The sequence below is a fragment of the Pseudoduganella aquatica genome, from assembly GCF_009857595.1.
Lineage (GTDB): Bacteria > Pseudomonadota > Gammaproteobacteria > Burkholderiales > Burkholderiaceae_D > Rugamonas > Rugamonas aquatica_A.
Window position 1 is genome coordinate 14,667 of sequence record NZ_WWCU01000045.1, and the last position, 23,105, is coordinate 37,771.

General features: G+C 66.7%; 27 protein-coding genes. 1 reads left to right on the forward strand and 26 read right to left on the reverse strand.

The genetic code is table 11. The features are described from left to right. Positions 1-11 precede the first annotated feature (11 nt). From GTP77_RS26025 to GTP77_RS26145, 25 genes are all read right to left on the reverse strand, one after another. Positions 12-1,052 (reverse strand): porin, encoded by a 1,041-nt coding sequence (locus GTP77_RS26025; RefSeq protein ID WP_161075066.1) that lies wholly within the window; start codon positions 1,050-1,052, stop codon positions 12-14. A 46-nt stretch (positions 1,053-1,098) separates the two neighbouring features. Continuing rightward, entirely contained in the window at positions 1,099-2,337 is a 1,239-nt protein-coding gene (gene kynU / locus GTP77_RS26030) for a kynureninase (RefSeq protein WP_161075067.1), read from the reverse strand. A 211-nt stretch (positions 2,338-2,548) separates the two neighbouring features. Then, complete coding sequence (locus GTP77_RS26035; protein ID WP_161075068.1) at positions 2,549-3,928, reverse strand: amino acid permease; 1,380 nt, start codon at positions 3,926-3,928, stop codon at positions 2,549-2,551. 57 nt (positions 3,929-3,985) lie between these two features. Further along, positions 3,986-4,990: an amidohydrolase family protein gene (locus tag GTP77_RS26040; protein ID WP_161075069.1), complete on the reverse strand. Its 1,005-nt coding sequence runs from the start codon at positions 4,988-4,990 to the stop codon at positions 3,986-3,988. Continuing rightward, the gene (locus tag GTP77_RS26045; protein ID WP_161075070.1) at positions 4,987-5,517 is read right to left on the reverse strand and encodes a 3-hydroxyanthranilate 3,4-dioxygenase; all 531 of its coding nucleotides are present in this window, start codon (positions 5,515-5,517) and stop codon (positions 4,987-4,989) included. Before GTP77_RS26045 ends, GTP77_RS26040 begins: the two co-directional genes overlap by 4 nt. An 11-nt stretch (positions 5,518-5,528) precedes the next feature. After that, positions 5,529-5,945, reverse strand: a complete 417-nt coding sequence (locus GTP77_RS26050; RefSeq protein ID WP_161075071.1) for a RidA family protein — start codon at positions 5,943-5,945, stop codon at positions 5,529-5,531. Then, positions 5,942-6,748, reverse strand: a complete 807-nt coding sequence (locus GTP77_RS26055) for a 2-keto-4-pentenoate hydratase (RefSeq protein ID WP_161075095.1) — start codon at positions 6,746-6,748, stop codon at positions 5,942-5,944. Before GTP77_RS26055 ends, GTP77_RS26050 begins: the two co-directional genes overlap by 4 nt. A 14-nt stretch (positions 6,749-6,762) precedes the next feature. After that, a complete protein-coding gene (gene dmpG, locus GTP77_RS26060) occupies positions 6,763-7,809 on the reverse strand; it encodes a 4-hydroxy-2-oxovalerate aldolase (RefSeq protein WP_161075072.1) in 1,047 nt (348 codons plus the stop codon). A gap of 10 nt (positions 7,810-7,819) precedes the next feature. Then, positions 7,820-8,773, reverse strand: a complete 954-nt coding sequence (locus GTP77_RS26065; protein ID WP_161075073.1) for an acetaldehyde dehydrogenase (acetylating) — start codon at positions 8,771-8,773, stop codon at positions 7,820-7,822. Positions 8,774-8,791: 18 nt separating this feature from the next. Further along, positions 8,792-9,574, reverse strand: coding sequence for a 2-keto-4-pentenoate hydratase (locus GTP77_RS26070; protein WP_161075074.1), 783 nt, complete (start codon positions 9,572-9,574; stop codon positions 8,792-8,794). After that, positions 9,571-9,969, reverse strand: coding sequence for a RidA family protein (locus GTP77_RS26075; RefSeq protein WP_161075075.1), 399 nt, complete (start codon positions 9,967-9,969; stop codon positions 9,571-9,573). The genes GTP77_RS26070 and GTP77_RS26075 overlap by 4 nt, the downstream gene beginning before the upstream one ends. A gap of 8 nt (positions 9,970-9,977) precedes the next feature. Further along, positions 9,978-11,447 carry a 2-hydroxymuconic semialdehyde dehydrogenase gene (locus GTP77_RS26080; RefSeq protein ID WP_161075076.1) on the reverse strand — a complete coding sequence of 490 codons (1,470 nt, stop codon included), beginning with the start codon at positions 11,445-11,447 and terminating at the stop codon, positions 9,978-9,980. Positions 11,448-11,558: 111 nt separating this feature from the next. Further along, on the reverse strand, positions 11,559-12,536 hold the full coding sequence (locus GTP77_RS26085; RefSeq protein WP_161075077.1) for a LysR substrate-binding domain-containing protein: 978 nt from the start codon (positions 12,534-12,536) through the stop codon (positions 11,559-11,561). After that, positions 12,526-13,182, reverse strand: coding sequence for a GntR family transcriptional regulator (locus tag GTP77_RS26090; protein WP_161075078.1), 657 nt, complete (start codon positions 13,180-13,182; stop codon positions 12,526-12,528). The genes GTP77_RS26085 and GTP77_RS26090 overlap by 11 nt, the downstream gene beginning before the upstream one ends. Positions 13,183-13,225: 43 nt before the next feature. Further along, positions 13,226-13,654, reverse strand: a complete 429-nt coding sequence (locus tag GTP77_RS26095) for a VOC family protein (RefSeq protein ID WP_223149402.1) — start codon at positions 13,652-13,654, stop codon at positions 13,226-13,228. A 5-nt stretch (positions 13,655-13,659) separates the two neighbouring features. After that, on the reverse strand, positions 13,660-14,451 hold the full coding sequence (locus GTP77_RS26100) for a sulfite exporter TauE/SafE family protein (RefSeq protein ID WP_161075079.1): 792 nt from the start codon (positions 14,449-14,451) through the stop codon (positions 13,660-13,662). A gap of 5 nt (positions 14,452-14,456) precedes the next feature. Continuing rightward, positions 14,457-15,074, reverse strand: coding sequence for a malonic semialdehyde reductase (locus tag GTP77_RS26105; protein WP_161075080.1), 618 nt, complete (start codon positions 15,072-15,074; stop codon positions 14,457-14,459). Beyond that, entirely contained in the window at positions 15,071-15,490 is a 420-nt protein-coding gene (locus tag GTP77_RS26110) for a RidA family protein (RefSeq protein WP_161075081.1), read from the reverse strand. Before GTP77_RS26110 ends, GTP77_RS26105 begins: the two co-directional genes overlap by 4 nt. Next, positions 15,487-16,404, reverse strand: coding sequence for a dihydrodipicolinate synthase family protein (locus GTP77_RS26115; RefSeq protein ID WP_161075082.1), 918 nt, complete (start codon positions 16,402-16,404; stop codon positions 15,487-15,489). Before GTP77_RS26115 ends, GTP77_RS26110 begins: the two co-directional genes overlap by 4 nt. Positions 16,405-16,406: 2 nt before the next feature. Then, entirely contained in the window at positions 16,407-17,348 is a 942-nt protein-coding gene (locus tag GTP77_RS26120; RefSeq protein ID WP_161075083.1) for an alpha/beta hydrolase, read from the reverse strand. Further along, entirely contained in the window at positions 17,348-18,154 is an 807-nt protein-coding gene (locus GTP77_RS26125) for an ABC transporter ATP-binding protein (RefSeq protein WP_371869404.1), read from the reverse strand. Before GTP77_RS26125 ends, GTP77_RS26120 begins: the two co-directional genes overlap by 1 nt. An 11-nt stretch (positions 18,155-18,165) precedes the next feature. Next, the gene (locus GTP77_RS26130) at positions 18,166-18,909 is read right to left on the reverse strand and encodes an ABC transporter permease (RefSeq protein ID WP_161075085.1); all 744 of its coding nucleotides are present in this window, start codon (positions 18,907-18,909) and stop codon (positions 18,166-18,168) included. Positions 18,910-18,918: 9 nt separating this feature from the next. Beyond that, entirely contained in the window at positions 18,919-19,461 is a 543-nt protein-coding gene (locus GTP77_RS26135) for a VOC family protein (RefSeq protein ID WP_161075086.1), read from the reverse strand. 1 nt (position 19,462) lies between these two features. After that, positions 19,463-20,470, reverse strand: a complete 1,008-nt coding sequence (locus tag GTP77_RS26140; RefSeq protein WP_161075087.1) for an ABC transporter substrate-binding protein — start codon at positions 20,468-20,470, stop codon at positions 19,463-19,465. After that, positions 20,467-21,432 carry a fumarylacetoacetate hydrolase family protein gene (locus GTP77_RS26145; RefSeq protein ID WP_161075088.1) on the reverse strand — a complete coding sequence of 322 codons (966 nt, stop codon included), beginning with the start codon at positions 21,430-21,432 and terminating at the stop codon, positions 20,467-20,469. Before GTP77_RS26145 ends, GTP77_RS26140 begins: the two co-directional genes overlap by 4 nt. 104 nt (positions 21,433-21,536) lie before the next feature. Between GTP77_RS26145 and GTP77_RS26150 the strand changes: the two genes are divergently transcribed. Further along, positions 21,537-22,493: a 2-hydroxyacid dehydrogenase gene (locus tag GTP77_RS26150; protein WP_228893085.1), complete on the forward strand. Its 957-nt coding sequence runs from the start codon at positions 21,537-21,539 to the stop codon at positions 22,491-22,493. Here the strand turns inward: GTP77_RS26150 and GTP77_RS26155 are convergent. Continuing rightward, positions 22,490-22,972 (reverse strand): VOC family protein, encoded by a 483-nt coding sequence (locus tag GTP77_RS26155; protein ID WP_161075089.1) that lies wholly within the window; start codon positions 22,970-22,972, stop codon positions 22,490-22,492. The two genes, GTP77_RS26150 and GTP77_RS26155, sit on opposite strands and share 4 nt — an antisense overlap. Positions 22,973-23,105 lie beyond the last annotated feature (133 nt).

Below are 23,105 nucleotides of genomic sequence, written 5' to 3' on the forward strand. Positions count from 1 at the left end.
TTGGTCGGAGATCAGAACGAGTGGCGCAGGCCCACTTGCGTACCGCGTTCGGGGTTGCCGCTGCCGCTGTAGTTGAAGGTGAGCGGATACGGTACTTTCGGATTGCCCTTGGTGAGGACACGGCCGTAATTGATATAGGCGTCGGTGCGCTTGGAGAAGCGGTAGTTGTAGCCGACCAGGAAGCTGTCGGCGTCCGTCAGGTCCTTGCCCACGTTGTCGTGGCGGTGCACGGCGCTGATGTAGGCGCCGTGCGGGCCTCCGATCTTCCAGCGCGCGCCCAGCTGCACGTCCCAGCCCTTGGTCTGGAAGCCCACGTATGGAGGATAGGCGTAGTAGCCGTTGTAGGTGTGGTAGATGAAGGTCGGCTCGACGCTGTCCAAGCGGTAAGTGGCGGAGACGTAGTTGTCGCGCGAGCTTTCCATCTTGGGGCTGGCGATGTTCTTGATGTCCTTGTGGTCCGACACAAAGCCCAGGTACAGCGGACCGCTGCGGTATTCCACGCCGGTGCTGACGACGCGGCCGTTGTGGTCCGCCGTTTCCTGGCCAGTCGTATACATGAAGCGGCCCTTGAAGCCATTGAATACAGGGGTGTTGTAGGAGATGGCGTTACTTTCGCGCCACGGGGCGTAGAAGTACTGGTTGTTGCTCACGCGGCTGTAGTCTCCGGACCAGCTGGGGTCCGCGTAGCCGACGATCCAGTAGGACGGCGTGTTCTGGCGGCCCAGCGCGAGCTGGCCCCAGTTGCCGCGCATGCCCACATAGGTTTCACGCGGCGTGGGGCCGGTGCCGGTATCGGCCGCGAACTGCATCTGGTGCAGGAAGAAGGCCTGGTTGCCGTCGCCCAGGTCCTCCACCGCGCTGAATTCCAGGCGCGAGTTGCTCAAGCCGCCGGTGGAAACGCGCGTCACGCTTTCCTTCGGCGTGGACAAGCGCTCCACGTTGACGTCGATGACGCCCGATATCGTCACGTTGCTGGCCGCAGCCTGCTCCGCGCTGATGGCCATGGCGGACAGCGCCGCCAGTACTGCTACTCCCGTTGCTTTCAGTTGCATCTTTGTCTCCTCGTTTTATATTTTGTATCAAGGGCAAGCTAAAAAATCAGGTCACTGCTTTTTTGGTCAAGAATTTCTCCTGGTTCCACTCTCCACTGGCCATAATCTGTTGCAGGGTTTCCACCGTGTGATGGACGTCGATATAGCGCACATACAGCGGCGCGAAGCCGAAGCGCAGGATGTCGGGCATGCGGAAGTCGCCGGTGATGCCGCGTGCGATCAGCGCCTGCACGATGGCGTAGCCTTGCGGATGGGTGAGCGCCACCTGGCTGCCGCGCTGGTTGCAGTCGCGCGGCGAGCCGATGCCGAAGCCGTATTCGGACAGCTGCTCGTCCACCAGGCGGATGAACAGGTCGCCCAGCGCCTTGCTCTTGTTGCGCAGCTGCTGCATGTCCACGCCGCTGAACACGTCCAGCGCGGCATCCAGCGCCAGCATGGACAGCAGCGGCGGCGTGCCGCACTGCATGCGGTTGATGCCGGGCGCGGGCTGGTACTGCTGCACGAAGTCGAACGGTTTCTGGTGGCCGTGCCAGCCGGACAGCGGCTGGCGCACCTGCTCCAGGTGGCGCTGCGCAACGTACACGAAGGCCGGCGCGCCGGGGCCGCCGTTCAGGTATTTGTAGCCGCAGCCGACCGCGAAGTCCGCGTTCACCTCGTTCAGCTCCACGTGCAGCGCGCCGGCGCTGTGCGCCAGGTCCCAGATGGTGAGCGCGCCCACGGCCTGCGCCTTGCGGGTGAGCGCGGCCATGTCGTAGACGGCGCCGCTGCGGTAGTTCACGTGCGTGAGCATCAGCACGGCCACGCTGTCGTCCAGCGCGTCGGCGATGGCGGACGGGTCGGAGTCCACGTAGCGGATCTCGCTGCCGAACAGCTCCGCGATGCCCTGCGCGATATACAGGTCGGTGGGGAAGTTGCCCTTTTCGGTCAGGATCACCTTGCGGCCGCTGTTGATACGCAGCGCGGCGGCCAGCGCCTTGAACAGGTTGACGGAGGTGGAATCGCCCACCATCACTTCGGCGGCGGTGGCGCCGATCAGCGGGGCCACCTTGGCCGCCACGCGCTGCGGCAGGTCGATCCAGCCGGCGTCGTTCCAGGAACGGATCAGGCCCTGGCCCCATTCCTTGGCCACGGCTTCCTGCATGCGGGCAGGCAGGCTGGCGGGCATGGCGCCCAGGGAATTGCCGTCCAGGTATACCTCGCCTTCGGGCAGGGTGAACTTGCTGCGGTACGCGGCCAGCTGGTCGCGGGCATCGAGGTCGATGCAGTCTTGCTTGGTCAGTTTCATTACGGTTGCTCCTATCGATGAATCTAGTATGCAGAGGTGTTGCAATAAGCGAAAATGAATTGTTCGGCTCCAGATATTCCAATTCTTTATTCCAGATTTGGACGTGGCGGCTCCCGGCGGGTTACGCGCTGTGCGCTAACCCGCCCTACGTTCTATGTCGGACGTTGGCATTGCGTAGGGCGGGTTAGGCGCAGCCGTAACCCGCCAGGCGTCAGCGCTTGCGGTAGCGCAGGAAGTACAGCGCGCTCAAGACCAGCATGAAAGGCACGCCGGTGAGCAGCGTCATTTCAAACTCGCGGGTGAAGGCGGTGGTTGCCATAATGGCCAGCATCAGCGCCGCGCCCAGCAGCGTGAGCCACGGGAAGGCCCACATGCGGAAAGCCAGCGCGGGCTGCCCTTCCCTGTTCCAGCGCCGCCGGAAGCAGTAGTGGGTAACGAAGATCATCAGCCAGGTGAACATGGCGCCGAACATGGAGATGGCCATCATCAGCATGAAGGAACCCTTGGGATACAGGATGCTGAGCGCCGCCGCGATGGCGATGCCGGCGCACGACAGCGACAGCGCCGCCACCGGCACGCCGCGCTTGCTCAGCTTCCCGAAGCGCGCCGGCGCCTGCCCGGCCCGCGACAGGCTGAACATGGTGCGGGTGGTGATGTACAGCTGGCTATTCATGGCCGACAGCGCCGCCACCAGGATCACGAAGTTGATCAGCCCCGCCGCGCCGGGCACGTGCAGCGCCTCCATCGCCATGACGAAGGGACTGTGGCCGTTGCCCGCCGAAGTCCAGGGCACGATGGCCAGCATCAGCCCCAGCGTGAGCATGTAGAACACCACCAGCCGCAGCATGGCCGCCTTGAAGGCGCCGGTGATGGCGCGCTGCGGGTCTTTCGCCTCGCCGGCCGCCACCGCCACCATCTCGATGCCGAGGTAGCTGAAGATGGAGACGATCACCCCGGTCCACATGCCGGATCCGCCGTTGGGGAAGAAGCCCTGGTGCTGCAGGTAGTTCTTGAAACCGATCGGCCCCGCCGCCGGCGCCGCGTACACCAGCCAGGAGCCGATGACGATGAAGGCGACGATGGCGGCGATCTTGATGGTCGAGAACAGGTACTCCACGTTGCCGAATACGTCCACGCTCATGGCGTTGACGAACACCAGCGCCGCCGAGAACAGCGCGATCCACATCCACGCGGGCGTGCCGGGGAACCAGTACTGCATATAAAGCGCCACCGCCGTCACCTCCGTGCCCACGGCCAGCACAATGGACGCCCAGTAGGCATAGCGCACCGCGAAGCCGGCCCAGGGGCTGACATAGTGCTCGGCGTAGGCGCCGAAGGAACCGGCCGTGGGATGGGCCACGGTCATCTCGGCCAGGCAGCCGATCAGCAGGATGGCGATCAGCGCGCCGATGGCATAGCTGAGCAGCACGCTCGGACCGGCGAAGCCGATGGCGAAGCCGCTGCCGAGGAACAGGCCGGTGCCGATGGCGCCGCCGATGGCGATCATCGACATCTGGCCGCTGGACAGGCCGCGCTGCAAACCGTCCTCGCGCGCGGCGATCGCGGCGAAGCCGCTGTTAGGGTGTGTCATGTGTGTCTCCGGTTGGCCGCTTGGCGCGGTGTGCGCGCGGCTCTTGTTGGGGATGGATCAGATGCCGAAAAATTCGCCGGCGTTGCCGCCCAGGAGGCGGCCGGTGCGCTGCGCGCCGAAGCCGGCGTCGCGTATCAGCTTGCCCACATCCTGCTCGCCCAGCGGATACGGATAGTCGGAGCCCAGCATCACCCGGTCCTCGCCCATCACGTCCACCAGCAGGCCGAGGGCGCGCTGGTCGAACACGGCCGAATCCACATAGAAGCGCTTGACGTAGGACGACGGCGGCTGCGGGCAGTTTTCACGCACGATGTCGCGCTGCTGCCAGGCGTTTTCCACGCGCCCCAGCAGGAAGGCGAAGCTGCCGCCGCCGTGGGCGAAGCAGATCTTCAGCGATTCGGGCAGGCGCTCGAAAGCGCCGGACATGATCAGCGACAGGATGCCCAGCTGCGTTTCGGCCGGCATGGCCACCAGCCAGGGCAGCATCCACTTCTTCATGCGGGCGTCGCCGCCCATCATGTCCCAGGGGTGCACCAGCAGCGGGATGCCGTCGTGCGCGCAGTGGGTGAGGAAGCGCAGCAGGCCTTCATCGTCCAGGTCCAGGTTGCCCAGGTGGTTGCCGATCTGGACGCCGACGTGGCCGTTGGCCTTGGCGCGGCTGGCTTCGCGGCAGGCCGCGTCGATGTCCTGCAGCGGCACCTGCGCCAGCGCCTTCAGGCGGGACGGATTGTGCGCGCACAGCTCCAGCGCGTAGTCGTTCATGCGCTCGGCCCACGGCAGCGCCAGGTCGATCGGGTAGCTGTAGCCGAACATCACGGGGGTGGCGCACATCAGCTGCACGTCCACGCCGGAGCGGTCCATTTCCTCGATACGGCGCGCCGGGTCCCACAGCGCCGAATAGACGGGGCGGAACGGCTGGTCGCCGGTCATGATCATGCCGTGGCCGTTGTCCTGCACGCGCAGCCAGGGCGCTTTGTGCTTGTCCAGCGCGGCCGCTTCGGCTTGCGTAATGGGCGGGAAAAAGTGGCTGTGGATGTCGATTACCTTGTTCGTCTCGGTCATTTCGCCCCCAGTTTGCCGGGGTGGACTTCGCCGCACTGCGGGCACACGCGCAGGCTGGCGTCGCCGTAGAAGCGCTCGAACAGCGGCGGCAGATCCTTGACGATGCTCCGCAGCTGCGTCTCGACCCGGTGCACCAGGTGGTTGCAGTACAGGCAGTACCACTCGAAGGCGTCCAGCATGCCTTGCGGGCGCTGGCGTTCGATCACCAGGCACAGGCTGCCCGCCTCCGGGCGCTGCGGCGAGTGGCGCACGTGCGGCGGCAACAGGAAGATGTCGCCCTCTTTCAGGTCGATGCGCTCGATCCGGCCCTCGTTCATGATGTTCAGGTAGGCGTTGCCCTTGAACTGGTAGAAGAATTCCTCCAGCGGGTCGTCATGGTAGTCGGTGCGCTGGTTCGGGCCGCCGACCACGGTGACGATGAAGTCCGCGTCCTGCCACACTTGCTGGTTGCCGACGGGAGGCTTGAGCAGGTGCGCGTGCTCCGCGATCCACTGCTGGAAGTTGAATGGTTTGCCGTATTTATACATGGTTGCTTCCATTATTCTGGCTTGTAGGCGATGGCTTTGATTTCGATCAGCAGGTGCGGGTGCGGCAGCTGGTGCACCGCCACCGTGGTGCGCGTGGGGCCGGTGTAGTCGAAGTACTCGCCATATACTTCGTTATAGCCGCCAAAATCGTTCATGTTGACCAGGAAGGTGCTGATTTCGACGATATCGTCCAGCCCTGCCCCGGCGCTGGCCAGGATGTCGCGCATATTCTCGATCACCGCGCGGGTCTGCACGCGGATGTCCAGCTGCGTGGTGCCCATGGCGTCCACCTCCACGCCGGCCAGGCTGTTGTCGGGGCGGCGCGAGCTGGTGCCGGAGACGAACAGGAAACCGCCGGCGCGCTTCAGGTGCGGGAATTTTCCGCGTGGCCGGGCTTTGCCTTCGACCAGGTGGGCTTGCGTACTCATATTGCGCCTCCGGTTGTAAATTCAGCGCGCCCCAGGCCGCCGATGTCCACGCTCACATGCAGGCCAGGCGCCAGCGCCTCGGCCGCCGTGGCGGCGCCGGCCATGATCAGCGAACCGGCCGGCAGCGTCAAGCCTGCGGCGCTGGCCAGGCGGCTGGCCTGCACCACGCTGCGCAGCGGATTGCCCAGGATGGCGCCGGTGCTGCCCATGGCCACAGGCCGGCCGTTGAAGCGCATGGTGACGCCACGGTTGGCCAGATCGCCCACGTCCGGCGAGAACTCGCCCACCACCACGCCGGCCGAGGAGCAGTTGTCCGCCACCACGTCCTCCAGGTTGAACTTGAAGTTGCGGAAGCGCGAATCGATGATCTCCATCGCCGGCGCCACGCCGGCCAGGTAGCCTGCGGCCTCCAGCAGCGTGAGCGGCCGGTCGATGGGGCGGCTGGTGAGGAAGCACAGCTCCGGTTCCACGCGCGGATGGATGAAGTGATCCAGCGGCACCGTGGCGCCCTCCTCGTACAGCATGGCGTCCGTCAAGAGGCCCCAGATCAGGCTGTCCACGCCCATCTGCACCATCTTCGCGCGGCTGGTGAAGCCCAGCTTGACGCCCACCGGCTTTTCCCCGCGTCCGTGGCGCAGCGCGATGGAGGCGCGCTGGATCTCGTAGGCCTGCTCCAGCGTGAAGCCGTGCACCGGCGCCAGCGGGTCGGTTTCGCGGCGCAGGCGGGCCGCGTCGTCCAGCGTGGCAGCCAGCTCGGCGATCAGGCTGGCGCGCACGCCTTGCCAGTCCGCGCCGCGCAGCATTTCAGTGGCGCCGTTCATGCCGCCTCCTTCTCGCCGCGGCGGCGCAGCAGGTCCAGCGCCACGTCCACGATCATGTCTTCCTGTCCGCCCACCATGCGGCGCTTGCCCAGCTCCACCAGGATGTCGATGGCCGGCACGCCATAGCGCGCGGCTGCCGCTTCGGCGTGGCGCAGGAAGCTCGAGTACACGCCGGCATAGCCCAGCGCCAGGGTTTCGCGGTCCACCCGCACCGGGCGGTCCTGCAGCGGGCGCACCAGGTCGTCGGCCGCGTTCATCAGCGCGAACAGGTCGGTGCCATGCTCCCAGCCCATGCGATCCACGGCGGCGATGAACACTTCCAGCGGCGCGTTGCCCGCGCCCGCGCCCATGCCGGCCAGCGAGGCGTCGATGCGGTCGCAGCCGTTTTCCAGCGCAACGATGGAGTTGGCCACGCCCAGCGACAGGTTGTGGTGGGCGTGCATGCCGGTCTGCGTTTCCGGCCTGAGCGTATCCTTGAAAGCCCAGAAGCGCTCGGCCACGTCCGTCATCGACAGCGCGCCGCCGGAATCGACCACGTACACGCACTGCGCGCCGTAGGATTCCATCAGCTTGGCCTGGCGCGCCAGCGCCTGCGGCGTGGTCATGTGGGACATCATCAGGAAGCCCACCGTGTCCATGCCCAGCTTGCGCGCATGCTCGATGTGCTGGCGCGAGATGTCGGCCTCGGTGCAGTGCGTGGCAATGCGCACGATGCGCGCGCCGGCGCTGTAGGCGGCGTCCAGGTCGTGCACGGTGCCGATGCCGGGCAGCAGCAGCGTGGCGATGCGGGAGTGCTGCAGCACTTCGGCCACGGCTTCTATCCATTCCAGGTCGGTGTGGGCGCCGAAGCCGTAGTTGAAGCTGGAGCCGCGCAGGCCGTCGCCGTGGGCGATCTCAATGCTGTCCACCTTGGCCGCGTCCAGCGCCTTGGCGATGGCCACGGCCTGCTCCAGCGAATACTGGTGGCGGATGGCGTGCATGCCGTCGCGCAGGGTCACGTCGGAGACGTAGATCTTGCCGTCTTTGCGGTTGTTGTTGCTCATGTCTGCTCCTTTACTGCGCCAGCGCGCTGGCGGCGATCTGCTCGGCCGTGGCCAGCGCTGCCGAGGTCATGATGTCCAGGTTGCCCGCGTAGGCCGGCAGGTAGTGCGCCGCGCCTTCCACCTCGATGAACACCGATACCTTCAGGCCGTGCATCAGGCCTATGCCGGGAATGTTCAGCGGGCGCTCGGCGGGAATGCGCTCGAACTGCACCTGCTGCTTCAGGCGGTAGCCGGGCACGTAGGCGTTCACGCGCTGCACCATGGCCTCGACCGAGGCGCGCACTTCGTCTTCGTTGGCGGAGGCGTCGCCCAGGCAGAACACGGTGTCGCGCATCATCAGCGGCGGTTCGGCGGGATTGAGCACGATGATGGCCTTGCCCTGCTCCGCGCCGCCCACCGAGACGATGGCGCGCGAGGTGGTTTCGGTGAATTCGTCGATATTGGCGCGCGTGCCCGGGCCGGCGGACTTGCTGGCGATGGAGGCCACGATCTCGGCATAGTGCACCTTGGCCACCTGGGACACGGCGCGCACGATGGGGATGGTGGCCTGGCCGCCGCAGGTGACCATGTTCACGTTGGGGCTGTCCAGGTGCTCGTCCAGGTTCACCACCGGCACCACGTAGGGGCCGATGGCGGCGGGCGTGAGGTCGATCACGCGCACGCCGTGCCATTGCAGCAGGCGGTTGTGCTCGGCGTGGGCGCCGGCCGAGGTGGCGTCGAAAGCCAGCTTGATCTTGTCGAAGCCGGGCAGCGCGGCCAGGCCGGCCACGCCTTCGTGGGTGGTGGGCACGCCCAGGCGCGCGGCGCGGGCCAGGCCGTCCGATTCGGGGTCGATGCCGACCATGGCGCCCATTTTCAGGTGCTTGGCATTGCGCAGCACCTTGATCATCAGGTCGGTGCCGATATTGCCGGAGCCGATGATGGCGACCGGCCAGCGTTGATCGTCTTGCGTTGTGTGTTCCATGAGTGTCTCCTGTTTTTTTTAGCCGCCGAACGCGGCGCGTACGCTGCCGAGTCCCTCGATATTCGCTTCGAACACATCGCCCGGCTGCGCCGCGCACATCGGCCCAAGCGCGCCGGTCATCACAATGTCGCCCGCCTGCAGCGGACTGCCGAGGCGGGCCATGGTGTCGGCCAGCCAGATGGCGGCGCGCAGCGGATTGCCCAGGCAGGCCGCGCCCGCCCCGACCGCCACCTGCTCGCCGCGCCGCTCCATCACCATGCCGCAGCCTGCGATGTCGAAAGCGTCCAGCTTCACGGGCCGGGAGCCGAGCACGAACAAGCCGCTGGACGCGTTGTCGGCGATGGTGTCGGCCAGCCGGATATCCCAGTTGGCGATGCGGCTGCCGACGATCTCGATGGCGGGCAAGGCGTAGGCAGTGGCGCGCAGGATGTCGGCCAGCGTATTCTGCTCATGCGGCAGGGAGCGCTCCAGCACCAGCGCGATCTCCGCTTCCACCTTGGGCTGCAGCACGCGGCCCGGCGCCACTTCCTCGCCATCGCACAAGGCCATGTCGGCGAACAGCATGCCGAAGTCCGGCTGATCCACACCAAGCTGCTTCTGCACCGCCTGCGAAGTAAGGCCGATCTTGCGCCCCACTAGGCGCCGGCCGCGCACCAGCCAGCGGTCCGTGTTCAATTTTTGGACCGCGTATGCCGCTTCCACGTCGGTGTCGCCTATCAGTTCGCGCACCGGCTTGCACGGTTCGCCGTACTGGTGGGCTTCCCACAGCATGTCCGCAGCCTGCTGGATGATGGCGTTCATGGCTGCACCGCCTGCACGAAGGTGAATTCGATTTCCACCGAGGCGCCCAGCGGCAGCGCGCTCACGCCGACGGAGGTGCGCGCCGGCGGGATCACGCCCGGCATGAACACGGCCTCCCAGGCGGCGTTGATCTCGCCGAACAGGTCCAGCCGCGTGGTGTAGATGCGGGCGATCAGCAGCTCGTCCAGCGACACGCCGTAGTCCGGCAGCGCGCGCTGCAGGCTGCGCAGGATGGCGGCCGCTTCGGCGCCGGGGCCGCCGGCAACCAGCTCGCCGCTGGCCGCGTCCAGCGCGATCATGCCGGACAGCTGGACGGTGTCGCCGATGCGCACGCAAGGGCTGTAGCGGAAGCGCGGCGCCGCGATGGCGGGCGATTGGATGGTGATGCGTTGCATGTCGGACCTCACAGTTTGATGCAGATGTTGGCCACATCCGAATAGAAATCGAGCGAGTAGCGGCCGCCCTCGCGCCCCAGGCCGGAGAGCTTGACGCCGCCGAACGCCGTGCGCAGGTCGCGCAGATACCAGGTGTTGACCCACACCAGGCCGACGTGGATGCGGCGCGCCACGCGGTGCGCGCGGGACAGGTTGGTGGTCCACAACGCGCAGGCCAGGCCGTAGTCGCTGGCGTTCACGCGCGCCACTACCTCATCCTCCGCATCGAACGGGGCGATATGGCATACCGGGCCGAAGATCTCCTCCGTCACGCAGCGCGCGCTGTCCGGCAGGCCGGTCCAGACGGTGGGCTGCACGTAGGCGCCGTTGTCGCGGGCGTCGCCGAAGTGCGGCACGCCGCCGCCCGCCACCACGGTGGCCCCTTCCTGCTCGGCCAGGCGGAAGTAGCCCAGCACCTTGTCGCGGTGGCCGTGCGAAATCAGGGGTCCCATGTCCACGCCGCCTTCGTCCGGGTAGCCGATCTTCAGCGCGTCCACCTTGGCCTTGATGGCTGCCACGAAGCGCTCGAAGATGGGGCGCTCCACGTACACCCGTTCGGAGCACAGGCACACCTGGCCGGAGTTGGTGAAGGACGAGCGCATCACGCCCGCCACGGCGGCGTCGAAGTCGGCGTCGGCGAAGACCACGGCGGCGTTCTTGCCGCCCAGTTCGAACGACACTTCCTTCACGCCGTCCGCCACCGCCTTCATGATGGTGCTGCCGGTGCGCGATTCGCCGGTGAAGGTGAGCGCGTCTATGCCCTTGCTCTCGGTGAGGAACTGGCCGGCAGAGTCGGCGCCGAAGCCGTGCACCAGGTTGAACACGCCGCGCGGCACGCCGGCGTCGCGCATTACTTCGGCCAGCAGCGTGGCCGTGGCAGGCGACTCCTCGGACGGCTTGGCCACCACGGCGTTGCCGCAGGCGAGCGCCGGCGCCACTTTCCAGGTGAGCAGCAGCAGCGGCAGGTTCCACGGCGAGATAATGCCCACCACGCCAAGCGGCTTGCGCACCGTGTAGTTCAGGGCGCCGGCGCCGTCCGCCGTGGCCATTTCGAAGGCGTCCGTGTTGGCGCAGGCGGCCAGGTCGGCGAAGGTGCGGAAGTTGGCGATGCCGCGCGCGATGTCCAGCGTGCGCGCCTGCTCCAGCGGGCGGCCGGTGTCGGCTACTTCTGCGGCCACGAATTCGTCGAAGCGGGCGGCGATGCCGTCCGCCACCTTGTGCAGCATGGCGGCGCGCTGCTGCACGCTCATGGCGCCCCACGGCCCCTGCAGGGCAAGGCGCGCGGCGGCGACGGCGGCTTCCACGGTAGCGCGGTCGGCCTCGCAGACCTGGGCGATCAGGCTGCCGTCCACCGGGTTGATGTTATCGAAGGTGGCCGCGCTGCCGACGAATTCGCCGTCGACGTAGTTGCGCAGCAGTGCTGGCGATGCAGGTTTCAAGTCGGTCTCCTATGTTCTCGTGTACAGCTTGGAAACGAGTATAGAAAGACACGGCAATAAAATATAATGAATACTTCGGCTCTGGATATTCCAGAAATTGATACCAGGGCCTTAGAGTTCCCCTGCCGCCTGCGTCAGGCAAGCGATGAAGCGCGCGGCGGCGGGCGTGCTGGCGCGGTCTTCGCGCACCGAGTAGCCGATGCGGCCGAAGGCGCCGATGTCGCCCATCTCCAATATCGCCAGCAGCTTCAGTTGCGCGAAGTGCTGCGCCACGGCGCGCGGCATCAGGTTGATGGCCTGCATGGACTGCATCAGGCCGATGTTGGTCAGCAGCGACAGCGATTCGACGATATTGCCCGGCATGGCCAGCCCGGCGTCCGTGAACAGGCGCTCGGCGGTGATGCGCGCCGGCGACTCCATCGGCGGCAGCAGCCAGGGCCAGGCCAGCAGTTCGCGCAGGTCGATGCTGGCGCGCCGGGCCAGCGGATGCTCGCTCCACACCACCGCGCACAGCGCTTCCTGGAACAGCTCCGTGTGGCGGAAGCTGTACATGCGCGCCAGCGGCAGGTCCGCCTCGGGCAGGCGGCCCACCACCAGGTCCAGCTCCCCCGTGGCCAGGGCCGGGAACAGGCGGTCCAGCGGGCCTTCGCGAACGGTGACGAGGATGCCGGGCCGTTCTGCCTTGAGCTTGGAGATGGCCAGCGGCAGCAGCCGCGCGGACGCCGAAATCAGCGTGCCGATGATGACGTGGCCGGAATCGCCGCTGCGAAAGGCGTTCAGTTCATCGGTGAGGTAGCGCAGTTCGGCGATCACGGACTTGACGCGCGCGCCCAGCAAGGTGGCGTAGCAGGTGGGCACCACGCCCCGGTTGGTGCGCTCGAACAGCTCGACGCCCAAATCCCCCTCCAGTTCCTGGATGGCCTTGGTGACAGCCGGCTGCGTTAGGTTCAGCTCCTTGGCGGCGCGCGCGATGGAATGCGAGGCCAGCACGCGGTCGAAGATCAGCAGCGGCTTCAGTTTCAGGCGGCGCAGCATGCCGTCCACCAGCGGCACGTCGGCGCGCAGCGGGTCGGTATCTTCAGGCCGCATGGCTGACCTGGCGTTCGCGCATCACTTCCAGCACGTGCACGCTGAGGCGGTTGGCGTGGTTGCGCATGGCCAGATAGGCGCGCTCCGCGTCCGACGCCAGGATGGCGTTGACGATGGCTTCGTGTTCGTCGTGCGACTGCGCCAGGCGGCGCTCCACCCCGCCCTGCGCGGCGCGGAACTGGTTGAGCCGGGCGCGCAGCTTTTCTATGCTCTCGGCCAGGCTCTTGTTGTGCGCGCCGGTGCAGATCAGCTGGTGGAACTTGGCGTTCAGTTCCAGGTAACCGTCCTCGTCGCCGTGCTCCATGCACTCCACGCCCTGCAGGTGGAACAGCTCCAGCTGCTTTTTCTGCACGGCGCTCATGCGTTCGGCGCTGATGCGGCAGCACAGCGCCTCCAGTTCGCCCAGCGCTTCCAGCGTGTCGGCCAGTTCGTCCAGGCTGATGCTGATGACCACCCCGCCCTTGCGCGGCCGCAGTTCGACCAGGCCGGCGTTGGCCAGCTCGCGCAAAGCCTGCCGGACCGGCGTGCGCGACACCTTGAAGCGCTCCGAGATGGCGTTTTCTTCCAGGCTTGCACCCGGTTCAACGGTTCCGCTGATAATTTCGTCTGCAAGGATGCGATAAAGCCGCATCGAAATGGTTTCCATGGTTCTCGATCTTTTTGTTTTGGTGATTATCGTCCGCCCTACACTATATCGCGAACAGGCGGTTCAGGGCAGCCAGTCCTTTGAACTCCAGCGCGTTGCCGGACGGGTCGCAGAAGAACATGGTGGACTGCTCGCCGGGCTGGCCGGCGAAGCGCACATGCGGCTCGACCACGAAGTGCACGCCGGCGGCGCGGGTACGTCCGGCCAGCGCGTTCCAGTGCGGCATATCGAGCACGATGCCGAAATGCGGAATCGGCACGGCGTCGCCGTCCACCAGGCCGGCGCCGGCCGCCGGCTGAAGGTCCGCTTTCAGGTGCAGCGAGAGCTGGTGGCCCATGCAGTCGAAGTCCACCCAGCGTTCGGTGCTGCGGCCTTCGGTGAAACCAAGCACGCCGCCATAGAAGGCGCGCGCCTCGTCCAGGTCGCGCACGAAGAAGGCCAGGTGGAAGGGGAACAGGGCTTGCATCATCATTCCTTTCAAAACAGCGAAATGAGCATCCTGGTGCCAACGATCAGCAGCAGGCATGCGAACAGTTTTTTCAGCTTGGCCACCGGCAGCGCATGCGCCATGCGCGCTCCCAGCGGCGCCGTGAGCACGCTGGCGATGGCGATGGCGGCCAGCGCGGGCAGGTAGACGAAGCCCAGGCTGTGCTCGGGCAGCGCCGCCAGGCGCCAGCCGTTCAGCACATAGCCCGCCACGCCGGCGGCGGCAATGGGGAAGCCCAGCGCGGCGGATGTGCCGATGACGGTGTGCAGCGGCACGTTACACCAGGTCATGAAGGGCACGGACAAGGTGCCGCCGCCTATGCCCACAAAGCTGGACACCACGCCGATGGCGCCGCCGGACGCCAGCATGCCGCCTGTCTCCGGCAGCTGGCGGCTGGGTTTGGGCTTGATGTTCATCAGCATCTGGATGGCGACGAAGTAGGCGAAGCAGATGAAGATCAATTTAAGCACATTGGTGGACATGCGCGCCGCCAGCCACACACCGGCCAGCGTGCCCGCCACGATGCCGGGCGACAGCCGCCGCACCACCGACCAGTCGACGGCGCCGCGCTTGTGGTGCGAACGCAGGCTGGCCACGGAGGTGAACAGGATGGACGCCATCGAAGTGCCCAGCGCGAGGTGCAGCGTGTATTCGGGCGGGAAGTGGTGCGCGGTGTAGACGAAGGTGAGCACCGGCACGATGACGGTGCCGCCGCCGACGCCGAGCAGGCCAGCCAGCAAGCCGGCGCCCGCGCCTAGCGCAATATATAAGAGGATATCCATGGTTTCTATAAAAGTGTGCAGGCCTGGGCGAAGTCCAGGCGGGGGCTGCGGGGGAAGAGCTGGGCGTGGTCGCCGTAGCCCAGGTTGCAAAGGAAGTTGACCTTGACGCGGCCGTCCGGGAAGAAGGCGCGGTTGACGGCGGCCGCGTCGAAGCCGGACAACGGGCCGCAGTCCAGGCCGAGCGCGCGCGCCGCCAGCATCAGCCAGGCGCCCTGCAGGCTGCTGTTGCGGAAGGCGGTGGACTCGGCCAGGGCTGCGCTGGCCTCGAACATGGCGCCTGCGCCAGGGTTGTGCGGGAACAGCTGCGGCAGGTGCTCGTGGAAGCGCGTGTCGTAGGCGATGACGGCGACCACGGGCGCTGCGCGCACCTTGTCCACGTTGCCTGGACTGAGCGCAGGCAGCAGGCGCGCCTTGGCCTCGTCCGTGCGCAGGAACAGGAAACGCGCGGGGCAGCCGTTCACGCTGGTCGGGCAGAGCCTGGCCAGGCCGTAGAGCTGCTCCAGCAGCGCGTCGTCCACCGCGCGCGCCAGCCAGGCGTTGTGGGAGCGCGCGTGGCGGAACAACAGGTCCAGGGCGTCGTCCGCCAGCCGGGCCGGCGCGGCGTTGCGGGGCACGGCGTTCATGCGCCCTCCCCGGCTGCCTGCGGCTTGTAGGCCACCACCGTCAGCTCCACCACCATGTGCGGATGCGGCAGCTGGTGGACGCCGACCGTGGTGCGCGCGGCGCGGCCGTCGAAGTACTCGCCGTAGATGGCGTTGTAGGCCGGGAAGTCGGCCATGTCGGTCAGGTAGGCGGTGACCGCCACGCAGTCGGACAGGCGCGCGCCTGCCTGGGCCAGCGCCGCCTCCACTTTGGCGATCACGATGCGGGTCTGGTGAGCGGCGTCGAACACCACGCCGCCCTGCGGCAGGTGGCGCACGCCTGCAACGCTGCCGTCGGCTTGGCGCGCGCTCATGCCCGAGACGTGGATAAAGTCGCCGGCGCGGCAATAGGCCGGGTAGCGCCCCAGCGGCGCAATGTGCTGCACGGCCGCGCTCATGGCGTATCCAATGCGGGCATGGCGAATCCGGCGGCCTCCAGCTCGGCCAGCAGGGAGGCCTGCTGCTGCGCGCTCAGCGGCGACAGCGGCGGGCGCTGGATCTGCCACTGTCTCTGGTCGCGGTAGTGGCTGATGGCCCATTTCAGCGCGGCGATCATCGGATACCTCTGGAAGATCTGCCGCACCCGGTCCACCTGCTGCTGCGCCAGCGCGGCGCCCTGCTCCGCCCAGTTGGCGCACAGCGAGGAGATGGCGGCCGGGTTCACATTGATGGTGGCCGAGATGCAGCCGGCAGCGCCCAGCGGCATGGCGCGCGACAGGAAACTCTCCGAGGCAGGGAAAATCGACAACTGCGGGAAGTTGCGCAGCATGGCTTCGATGTTGCCCCAGTCGCCGTTGCTGTCCTTGACGCCGGCAAGCTGCTCCGGGTAGCGCTTGGCCAGGCGTTCGATCAGGCCCAGGCTGATCGGCACGCCCGAGAATGCGGGGATGTGGTACAGGAACAGGCGCAGGTTCGCGTCGCCCACGCGCTCGATCACTTCCGAATAATACGCGAACAGGCCGTCGTCGCTGACGCCCTTGTAGAAGAACGGGGGCAGCACCAGCACGCCGGCGCAGCCGTGCAGCAGCGCGTGGCGGCTCAGCGCAACCGTGTCCGGCAGCGCGCTGCAGCCGGTGCCGGGCAAGGTGCGGGCGAAGTCGATGCCGCGTCCGCCCAGGCGGTCCAGCAGCATCATGCGCTCGGCCAGGGACAGCGAGTTCGCTTCGCTGTTGGTGCCGAAGATGGCCAGGCCTGCGCCGTGGCGCTGCAGCCAGAGGCAGTGTGCGGCGTAGGCCTCGAAGTCGATGTCCAGGCCGGGGGTGAAAGGGGTGACGGCGGGCGCGAAGGCGCCGCTCAGCCGTGGTGGTGCCATGTTCAGGTCTCCTGTTTGGATTGCGGCCGCGTGCTGTCGAGGAAGCCGATCAGCGCGGGGCCAAAGCTTTGGTCCGCCGTGTCCAGGTGGGCGACGATGGAAGTGTGGTTGTGGCCAGGGACTTGCAGGAAGCGCAGTCCCCTGGCGCCGGCTTGCAGTGCGCGGTGGAAGAACTCGGCGCCGTAGGCGTCCAGGTGCGGGTTCTCGTACTCGGCGATGGCGACCAGCGTGGGCAGGTCAAGGCGGGCGGCATGGGTGACGGGTGAGCGCTGCTCGTACAGCGACTCGTCGTCGCCCCAGTAGGCGCGCACGCCGGCCGCGTTCGGGTTGTCCGGGCGCGCATCCGCCCGCAGCCGCGCGCTGACCAGGACCAGGCCGGACAGGCCGTGGCGCGTGCCCGCCCTGGCCCCCGCCTCGCCGATGCCCAGCACGTAGCTTGCCGCATGAGCGCCGCCGGCGGAATGGCCGATCAACACGATGTGCTCCGGGTTGCCTCCGTAGGCGCCCACGTGGGTGCGCAGCCAGGCCAGCGCTTGCGCCACGTCGTCCGCACCGCCGGGGAACGGCGCTTCGGGCGCGAGCCGGTACTCAAGGTTGACCGCCACGTAGCCATGGCGGGCGATATAGCGCGCGACATTGCCGTAGATCTCGGCGTTGCTGTTCATATTCCCGCGCATGAAAGCCCCGCCGTGCACGAACACCGCCACCGGCGCGCCACGCGCCGGCGTGGCCGCGCTGCGGTGGATGTCCAGCCGCTGGCGCGCATGGCTGCCGTAGGCCAGCCCCGCGTCGACGGTGACGCCGCGCCGGTCCGTGGCCGCCAGCAGCGGCGTGTAGACCGCCACCACCTGCTCGCGGTGCCGGTTGATGTCGTCCGCCCACACCGGCCCCATCGCCCGCAGCGCCGCCGCGTCCTGCTCCGGCAGGCCTTCAAATGGCCGCATCAGTACACCCCCATGATATGGCTCAGCTGCGCGATGTATTCGCCGTAGCGCGGATTGGTCTTCACATGCTCCGGTTTGCGCGGGCGCGGCAGGTCTATGCTGATGTCGTGGATGATGCGGCCCGGCCGGCCCGACATGACCAGCACCCGGTCGGACAGGAACACCGCCTCCTGGATGCTGTGCGTCACCAGCAGCACCGTCTTCATATGCTCCTGCCAGATGCGCAGCAGCTCCACGTTCAGCAGGTCGCGCGTCAACGCGTCCAGCGCGCCGAAAGGCTCGTCCATCAGCAGTATCTTCGGGTCGAGGGCCAGGATCTGGCCGATGGAAGCGCGCTGGCGCATGCCGCCCGACAGCTGGTGCGGATAGCTGTTCTCGAAACCAGACAAGCCCAGCGTGCGCACCAGTTCGCGCACCTTGCCCGCCAGCGCCTCGCGCGGCAGCTTGCGCAGCTCCGCGCCCAGCAGCATGTTCTGCTCCACGGTCAGCCAGGGCAGCATATTACTGGTCTGGAAAACCACGCCGATCTCCGGCACCGGCCGCACCATGGCGCGGTTGCACACCTGGACCAGCCCCTCGCTGTGCGGCACCAGCCCCGCCACGATGCGCAGCAAAGTGCTCTTGCCGCAGCCGCTGGGTCCAAGGATGGAGACGAATTCGCGGTCCCGTATCGCCAGCGACACGTCCTCCAGCGCGTTGACGGCGTGCTTGCCGGGGAAGCGCTTCACCACGTTGGCCACGCGTATCGCATCCGCCTGCGGCGCAGCGCCCGTACCGGGTTCCGCCGCGTCCTGCGGCTTGTTCATTATCTTCAGGTTCATGCCGACTTCCCCCTCCACCACACCGCGCGCGACGCCACCTCCACGGCCCAGTACAGCAGGCTGGCCAGCAGGGTAATCGCCAGGATCGCGGCAAACATCAGATCCGTCTGGGCGTTGGCCGTGGCCAGCGTCATCAAATGTCCCAGTCCCTTTTCCGCGCCGATGAATTCACCGACGATGGCGCCGATCACCGCCAGCGGCATGGCGATCTTCACGCCGTCCACAAAGCTGGGCAGCGCGGACGGCAGCTGCAGGCGCAGCAAGGTGTCCCAGCGCGAGGCCCCCAGCGCGCGGAAGTGCTCGTCCAGGTTGGCGGCAATGCCCGACAGCCCGCCCAGCGTGGCGATCACCAGCGGGAAGAAGGCGAACAGGAAGGTGGACGCCAGCTTGGAGGCGAAACCGTAGCCGAACCACACGATCATCAGCGGCGCCAATGCGATCTTCGGCATGCTTTGCAGCGCCGTGATGAAGGGATACAGCGTGCGCCGCGCGAAGGCGTTGAAATGGATCGCCACGCCCAGCACCACGCCGCCCGCCACCGCAAGCACAAAGCCGGCCAGCACTTCCAGCAGCGTTACCCAGCACTCGGCCAGCAGCAGTTCGCGCTGCTCCCAGCCGGCCGCCAGCACCTTGCTCAGCGGCGGCATCAGATAGCTGCGCACACCGCTCAGCGCCACGCCGTACTCCCACAGGAGCGCGAACGCGCCCCAGAACAGCACCGTTTCCACAGTTCGTTTCATGCGCCCTCCTCAGCTTTTTCCCGATTTCGCGTCCACCACCGCTTGCGGCGGCGGCACCACGAAATGCTTGAAGCGGTACTGGTCGAAGGAATCGATGTTGCGCTCCCAGACCTTGGCTTCGTACTCGCTGCCGGGCGGGATCTGCGTCATCTCGCAATACACTTCCACGTTGTTGCCGTCGGGGTCCTTGAAGACCAGGAACAGGTTCTCGCCCGGACCGTGCTTGCCGATGCCGCGCACGATCTCCACGCCGTGCGCCTTCAGTACTTCCACCGTGCGGTCGATCTCGGCGCGGTCTTCCACCAGGTAGGAGAAGTGCTCCACGCCGGGACGACCATAGTGCGGCAGGTCGTTCATGCCCGGCGAACCGGCGGGGATTTGCGACAGCGCCAGGTCATGATGATCCTGGCCGGCGCGCAGGAACACCATCTGGTCGCCGATCCAATCCGATACCGTCAGGCCCACCACTTCCGTGTAGAAGCGCGCGGACTTGTGGATGTCGCGCACCATCAGCACCAGGTGCCCGAGTTTCTTGGGTCGCAGCTTTTCCATCTCACTCTCCTACAAAACGGTTGGTATAGATTTCGGACGTCTTCACCGGCGCGGTCACGCTGAAGGCCTTCTTCACGAAATCGGCGGTGGCCTGCATACGCTCGTCGTGCATCCAGCCTGTCTTCTTCGCAGAGGATTCGGGCGCGTGCATCAATTCGCTGGTCTCCTCGATCTGCTGGCGCAGCACCGACTTGTCGATCAGCTTCTGCTGGCGGGCGACCAGTTCCACGGCATCGGCGGGGTTCTTCGCCTGGTATTCATAGCCGCGATACGTGGCCGCCACAAAGCGCTTCACCAGGTCCGGATTGGCGGCGATGAGCTTCTCGCTGGTGACGATGCCGTTGCCGTACAGGTTGAGTTTGAAATCGCGGTAGCGCAGCGCGCCGATCTTGATGTCGTTCTTCTGCGCCATGCGCTCCAGCACCGGCTTGTTCGCGCCTTCCCAGCATTCGGCCAGGTCGATGGAGCCGTCCAGGAAAGCGGTGTTGATCACGGCCGGATCGAGGCGCAGCAGCTTCACGTAGTCCGGCGGCAGGTTGTTGGCCGCCAGCCAGGCCGGGATCACGTTGTGCAGCGGCGACGCCGCGCCGCCGCCAATGACCAGGCCTTTCAGGTCGGCGATGGTCTTGATCTTGCGGTTGGGCTTCTCGACGTAGCACAGCGCAGCGGGCCAGCGCGTGTTGATGGCGCCCACCATGACCGTCTTGCCCCCTTGCGCGCGGTTCAGCATCACGCTGATCGGATCGCCGTAGCCGAACTCGAACAGGCCCTGGTCCACTTCGTTCACGGTGCGCTGGCCGCCGTAGCCGCGCGTGGCGCTCACGTCCAGTCCCGCTTCGGCGTAATAGCCTTTGGCAATGGCCACCAGCACGCCGCTGGTGCTGCCCTGCGGCAGCCAGGCAAGGTTGAAGCGCACAGTGTCCGCCGCCAGCGCCGGCGCGGCGCTGGCCAGTGCGGCAACGGCCGCCGTTGCTGTGACGGCGCGGCGCAGCAGGCGCCGGGACCTCATGCAGCCTCCTTGCGCGCCGGCGCTGCAACCACGCGGTTGCGGATGCTGCCTATGCTTTCAATGGTGGCCACCATTTCGTCGCCCGGTTTCAGGTAGACGCCGCGCCCCATGCCCACGCCGTTCGGCGTGCCGGTGGCCAGCAGGTCGCCCGGCTTCAGCGTCAGCATGCCGGACAGGTAGGCGATCTGCTCGGCGATGTTGAAGATCATGGCGTCCGCGGTATCGTCCTGCATCATCTCGCCGTTCACGGAGAGCTGCATGCGCAGGCCCTGCGGCCGCTCGATGCAGGCGCGCGGCACCATCCACGGGCCGATAGGACCGAAGGTGTCGTGGCTTTTGCCACGGAACCAGTCGTGCTTGAAGGGATAGTCGCTGCGGCGGTTCAGGTCGCGCGCGGTGACGTCGTTGAACACCGTATAGCCCGCGATGTAGTCATAAGCCTCTTCCACGCTGACGTTGCGGCAGGTCTTGCCGATGATGACGCCCAGCTCCACTTCCCAGTCCAGCTTTTCCGTATCGGCAGGCATGACGACATCGGTATCGGTGGCGGTGATGCTGGTCTCGGCCTTCATGAAGCAGAACGGCGCGCTTTCTTCGCGCGGCGCCAGCTCGGTGCCCATCTCGCGGGCATGCTCGTAGAAGTTGGATGCCGCGCCGAAGATGCGGCCTGGCGTGTACGGCACATCGATGGTGTAGGACTGTGGCGCCAGCGCCGCCACGCGGCCGGCGCGCAGCAATTCCGGCAGCGCCTGCGCCATCTGGCTGAACAGCGGCGCGGCCGCATCCCAGTTCGCCAGCGCGGCGTTCAGGTCCGCCGCCACGCGCGGCTGCTTGCCCACCACGCCCAGCGCACCGGCTTCCACCAGCTGGCCTATGTCGTACAGGGCCTCATCCACCACCAGCGCCAGTTTCGCGCCCGCGCCGCCCTGCTTCAGTTCATATCTTGCGATTGCATGCCACATCGTCTCTCTCCTTGTTGTTGATAGGAATACGATAATCTCTATCCGTATACATATCAAGTTAAATGTGTGAAAATTTTCTTCACTTAAACCAGGGAGGATGAAAAATGGACTTGTCGATAAAGCCGCAGGTGCTCCTGCTGATCAGCATGGCGGCGCCGTTTGTGGAAGAAATACAGAGCCGCTGGCCCATGGCCGCGCTGCCGGATGCGGCCGCGCTGGAGCGGCTGGCGCGCAACAGCCCGGAGCAGCTCGCAGGCGTGCGCGTGGTGATCACCAACGGCAGCACGGGCCTGTCTGCGGCGCAGATGGATGCGCTGCCGGCGCTGCGGCTGGTATGCAGCTACGGCGCGGGCTACGAAAACATCAACCTGGCGGCAGCCGATGCGCGCGGCGTCGCGGTAACGCATGCGCCGGGCGTGAACAACGCCACGGTGGCGGACCACGCGCTGGCGCTGATGCTGGCCTGCGCGCGCGGCCTGCCGGCGCTGGACCGCGCCGTGAAGGCGGGCCACTGGCTGGCGCACCGCATGGCGCGGCCCGCCGTGCACGGCAAGCGGCTGGGCATAGTCGGCATGGGAAATATCGGCGCGCTGATCGCGCGGCGGGCGGCGGCGTTCGACATGGAGATAGCCTACACCACGCGCGGCGCCAGGCCGGAGCTGCCCTACCGGCACGTGCCGGACGTGCTGGAACTGGCGCGCGCCAGCGACTACCTGGTGCTGGCCTGCCCCGGCGGCGCGGCCACGCGGCACTTGGTGAATGCGGCAGTGCTGGAGGCGCTGGGGTCCAAGGGCTTCCTGGTCAATATCGCGCGCGGCAGCGTGGTGGACACGGCGGCGCTGATGCAGGCGCTGGAGCGGCGCACCATTGCAGGCGCGGCGCTGGACGTCATCGAAGACGAACCGGCGCTGCCGCCAGGTGCGGCGCTGCTGGACACGCTGATACTGACGCCGCATATCTCGGGCCGCTCGCCGGAGGCGCAGCTGGCGCAGCATGAAGTCCTGCTGGCCAATCTCGCCGCGCACTTCGCGGGCGGCCCTTTGCGGCACGCGCTGGCTTAACTGATACCGCTGCGGTCGGCCACCAGGTCCGGGTGGCGCAGCGCGGGGCCGGCGCTGCCGCTTGCGTCGGCGCCCACGTCCTTCACGGCGCCGCCCCAGCCATGGTCGGTCAGGTCGACGATGACGCCGTTCGGATCGCGGTATTTCACCTCGTAGAAAATGTTGCCTTTCACGGGCACTTCGCCCATGTAATAGGTGCCGCCGGCCGCTTCTGCGCTGGCGCGCGCGGCGCCGATTTCATCGACCCACATGCCGATATGATGCAGGCCGACGAAGTCCCGGCCGCGCTCCCCCGCCGCTTCGTCCGTCTTGTAGTTCAGCAGTGCGATCGACATCACGCCGTCGCTCAGGTAGACGCCGCGCGCAAGCGAGGAATCGGTTTCGCCGACCTTGCGGAAGCCGAATGCGTTGACGTAAAACTCGGCCGTTTTCCATGGATCGGGTACGGAAATGGCGATGTGGCGTAACTTGGTGCTCATGGATTCTCCAGTGTTGTGGTTGATCTGCTTTTCCATTCTAACCAGCCGAAATTTATATGTATACTTTTAAATACTTTTGTATTTATCCGTATACATACAGAAACAGACGGTCTATCATCGGCTCCACAACACA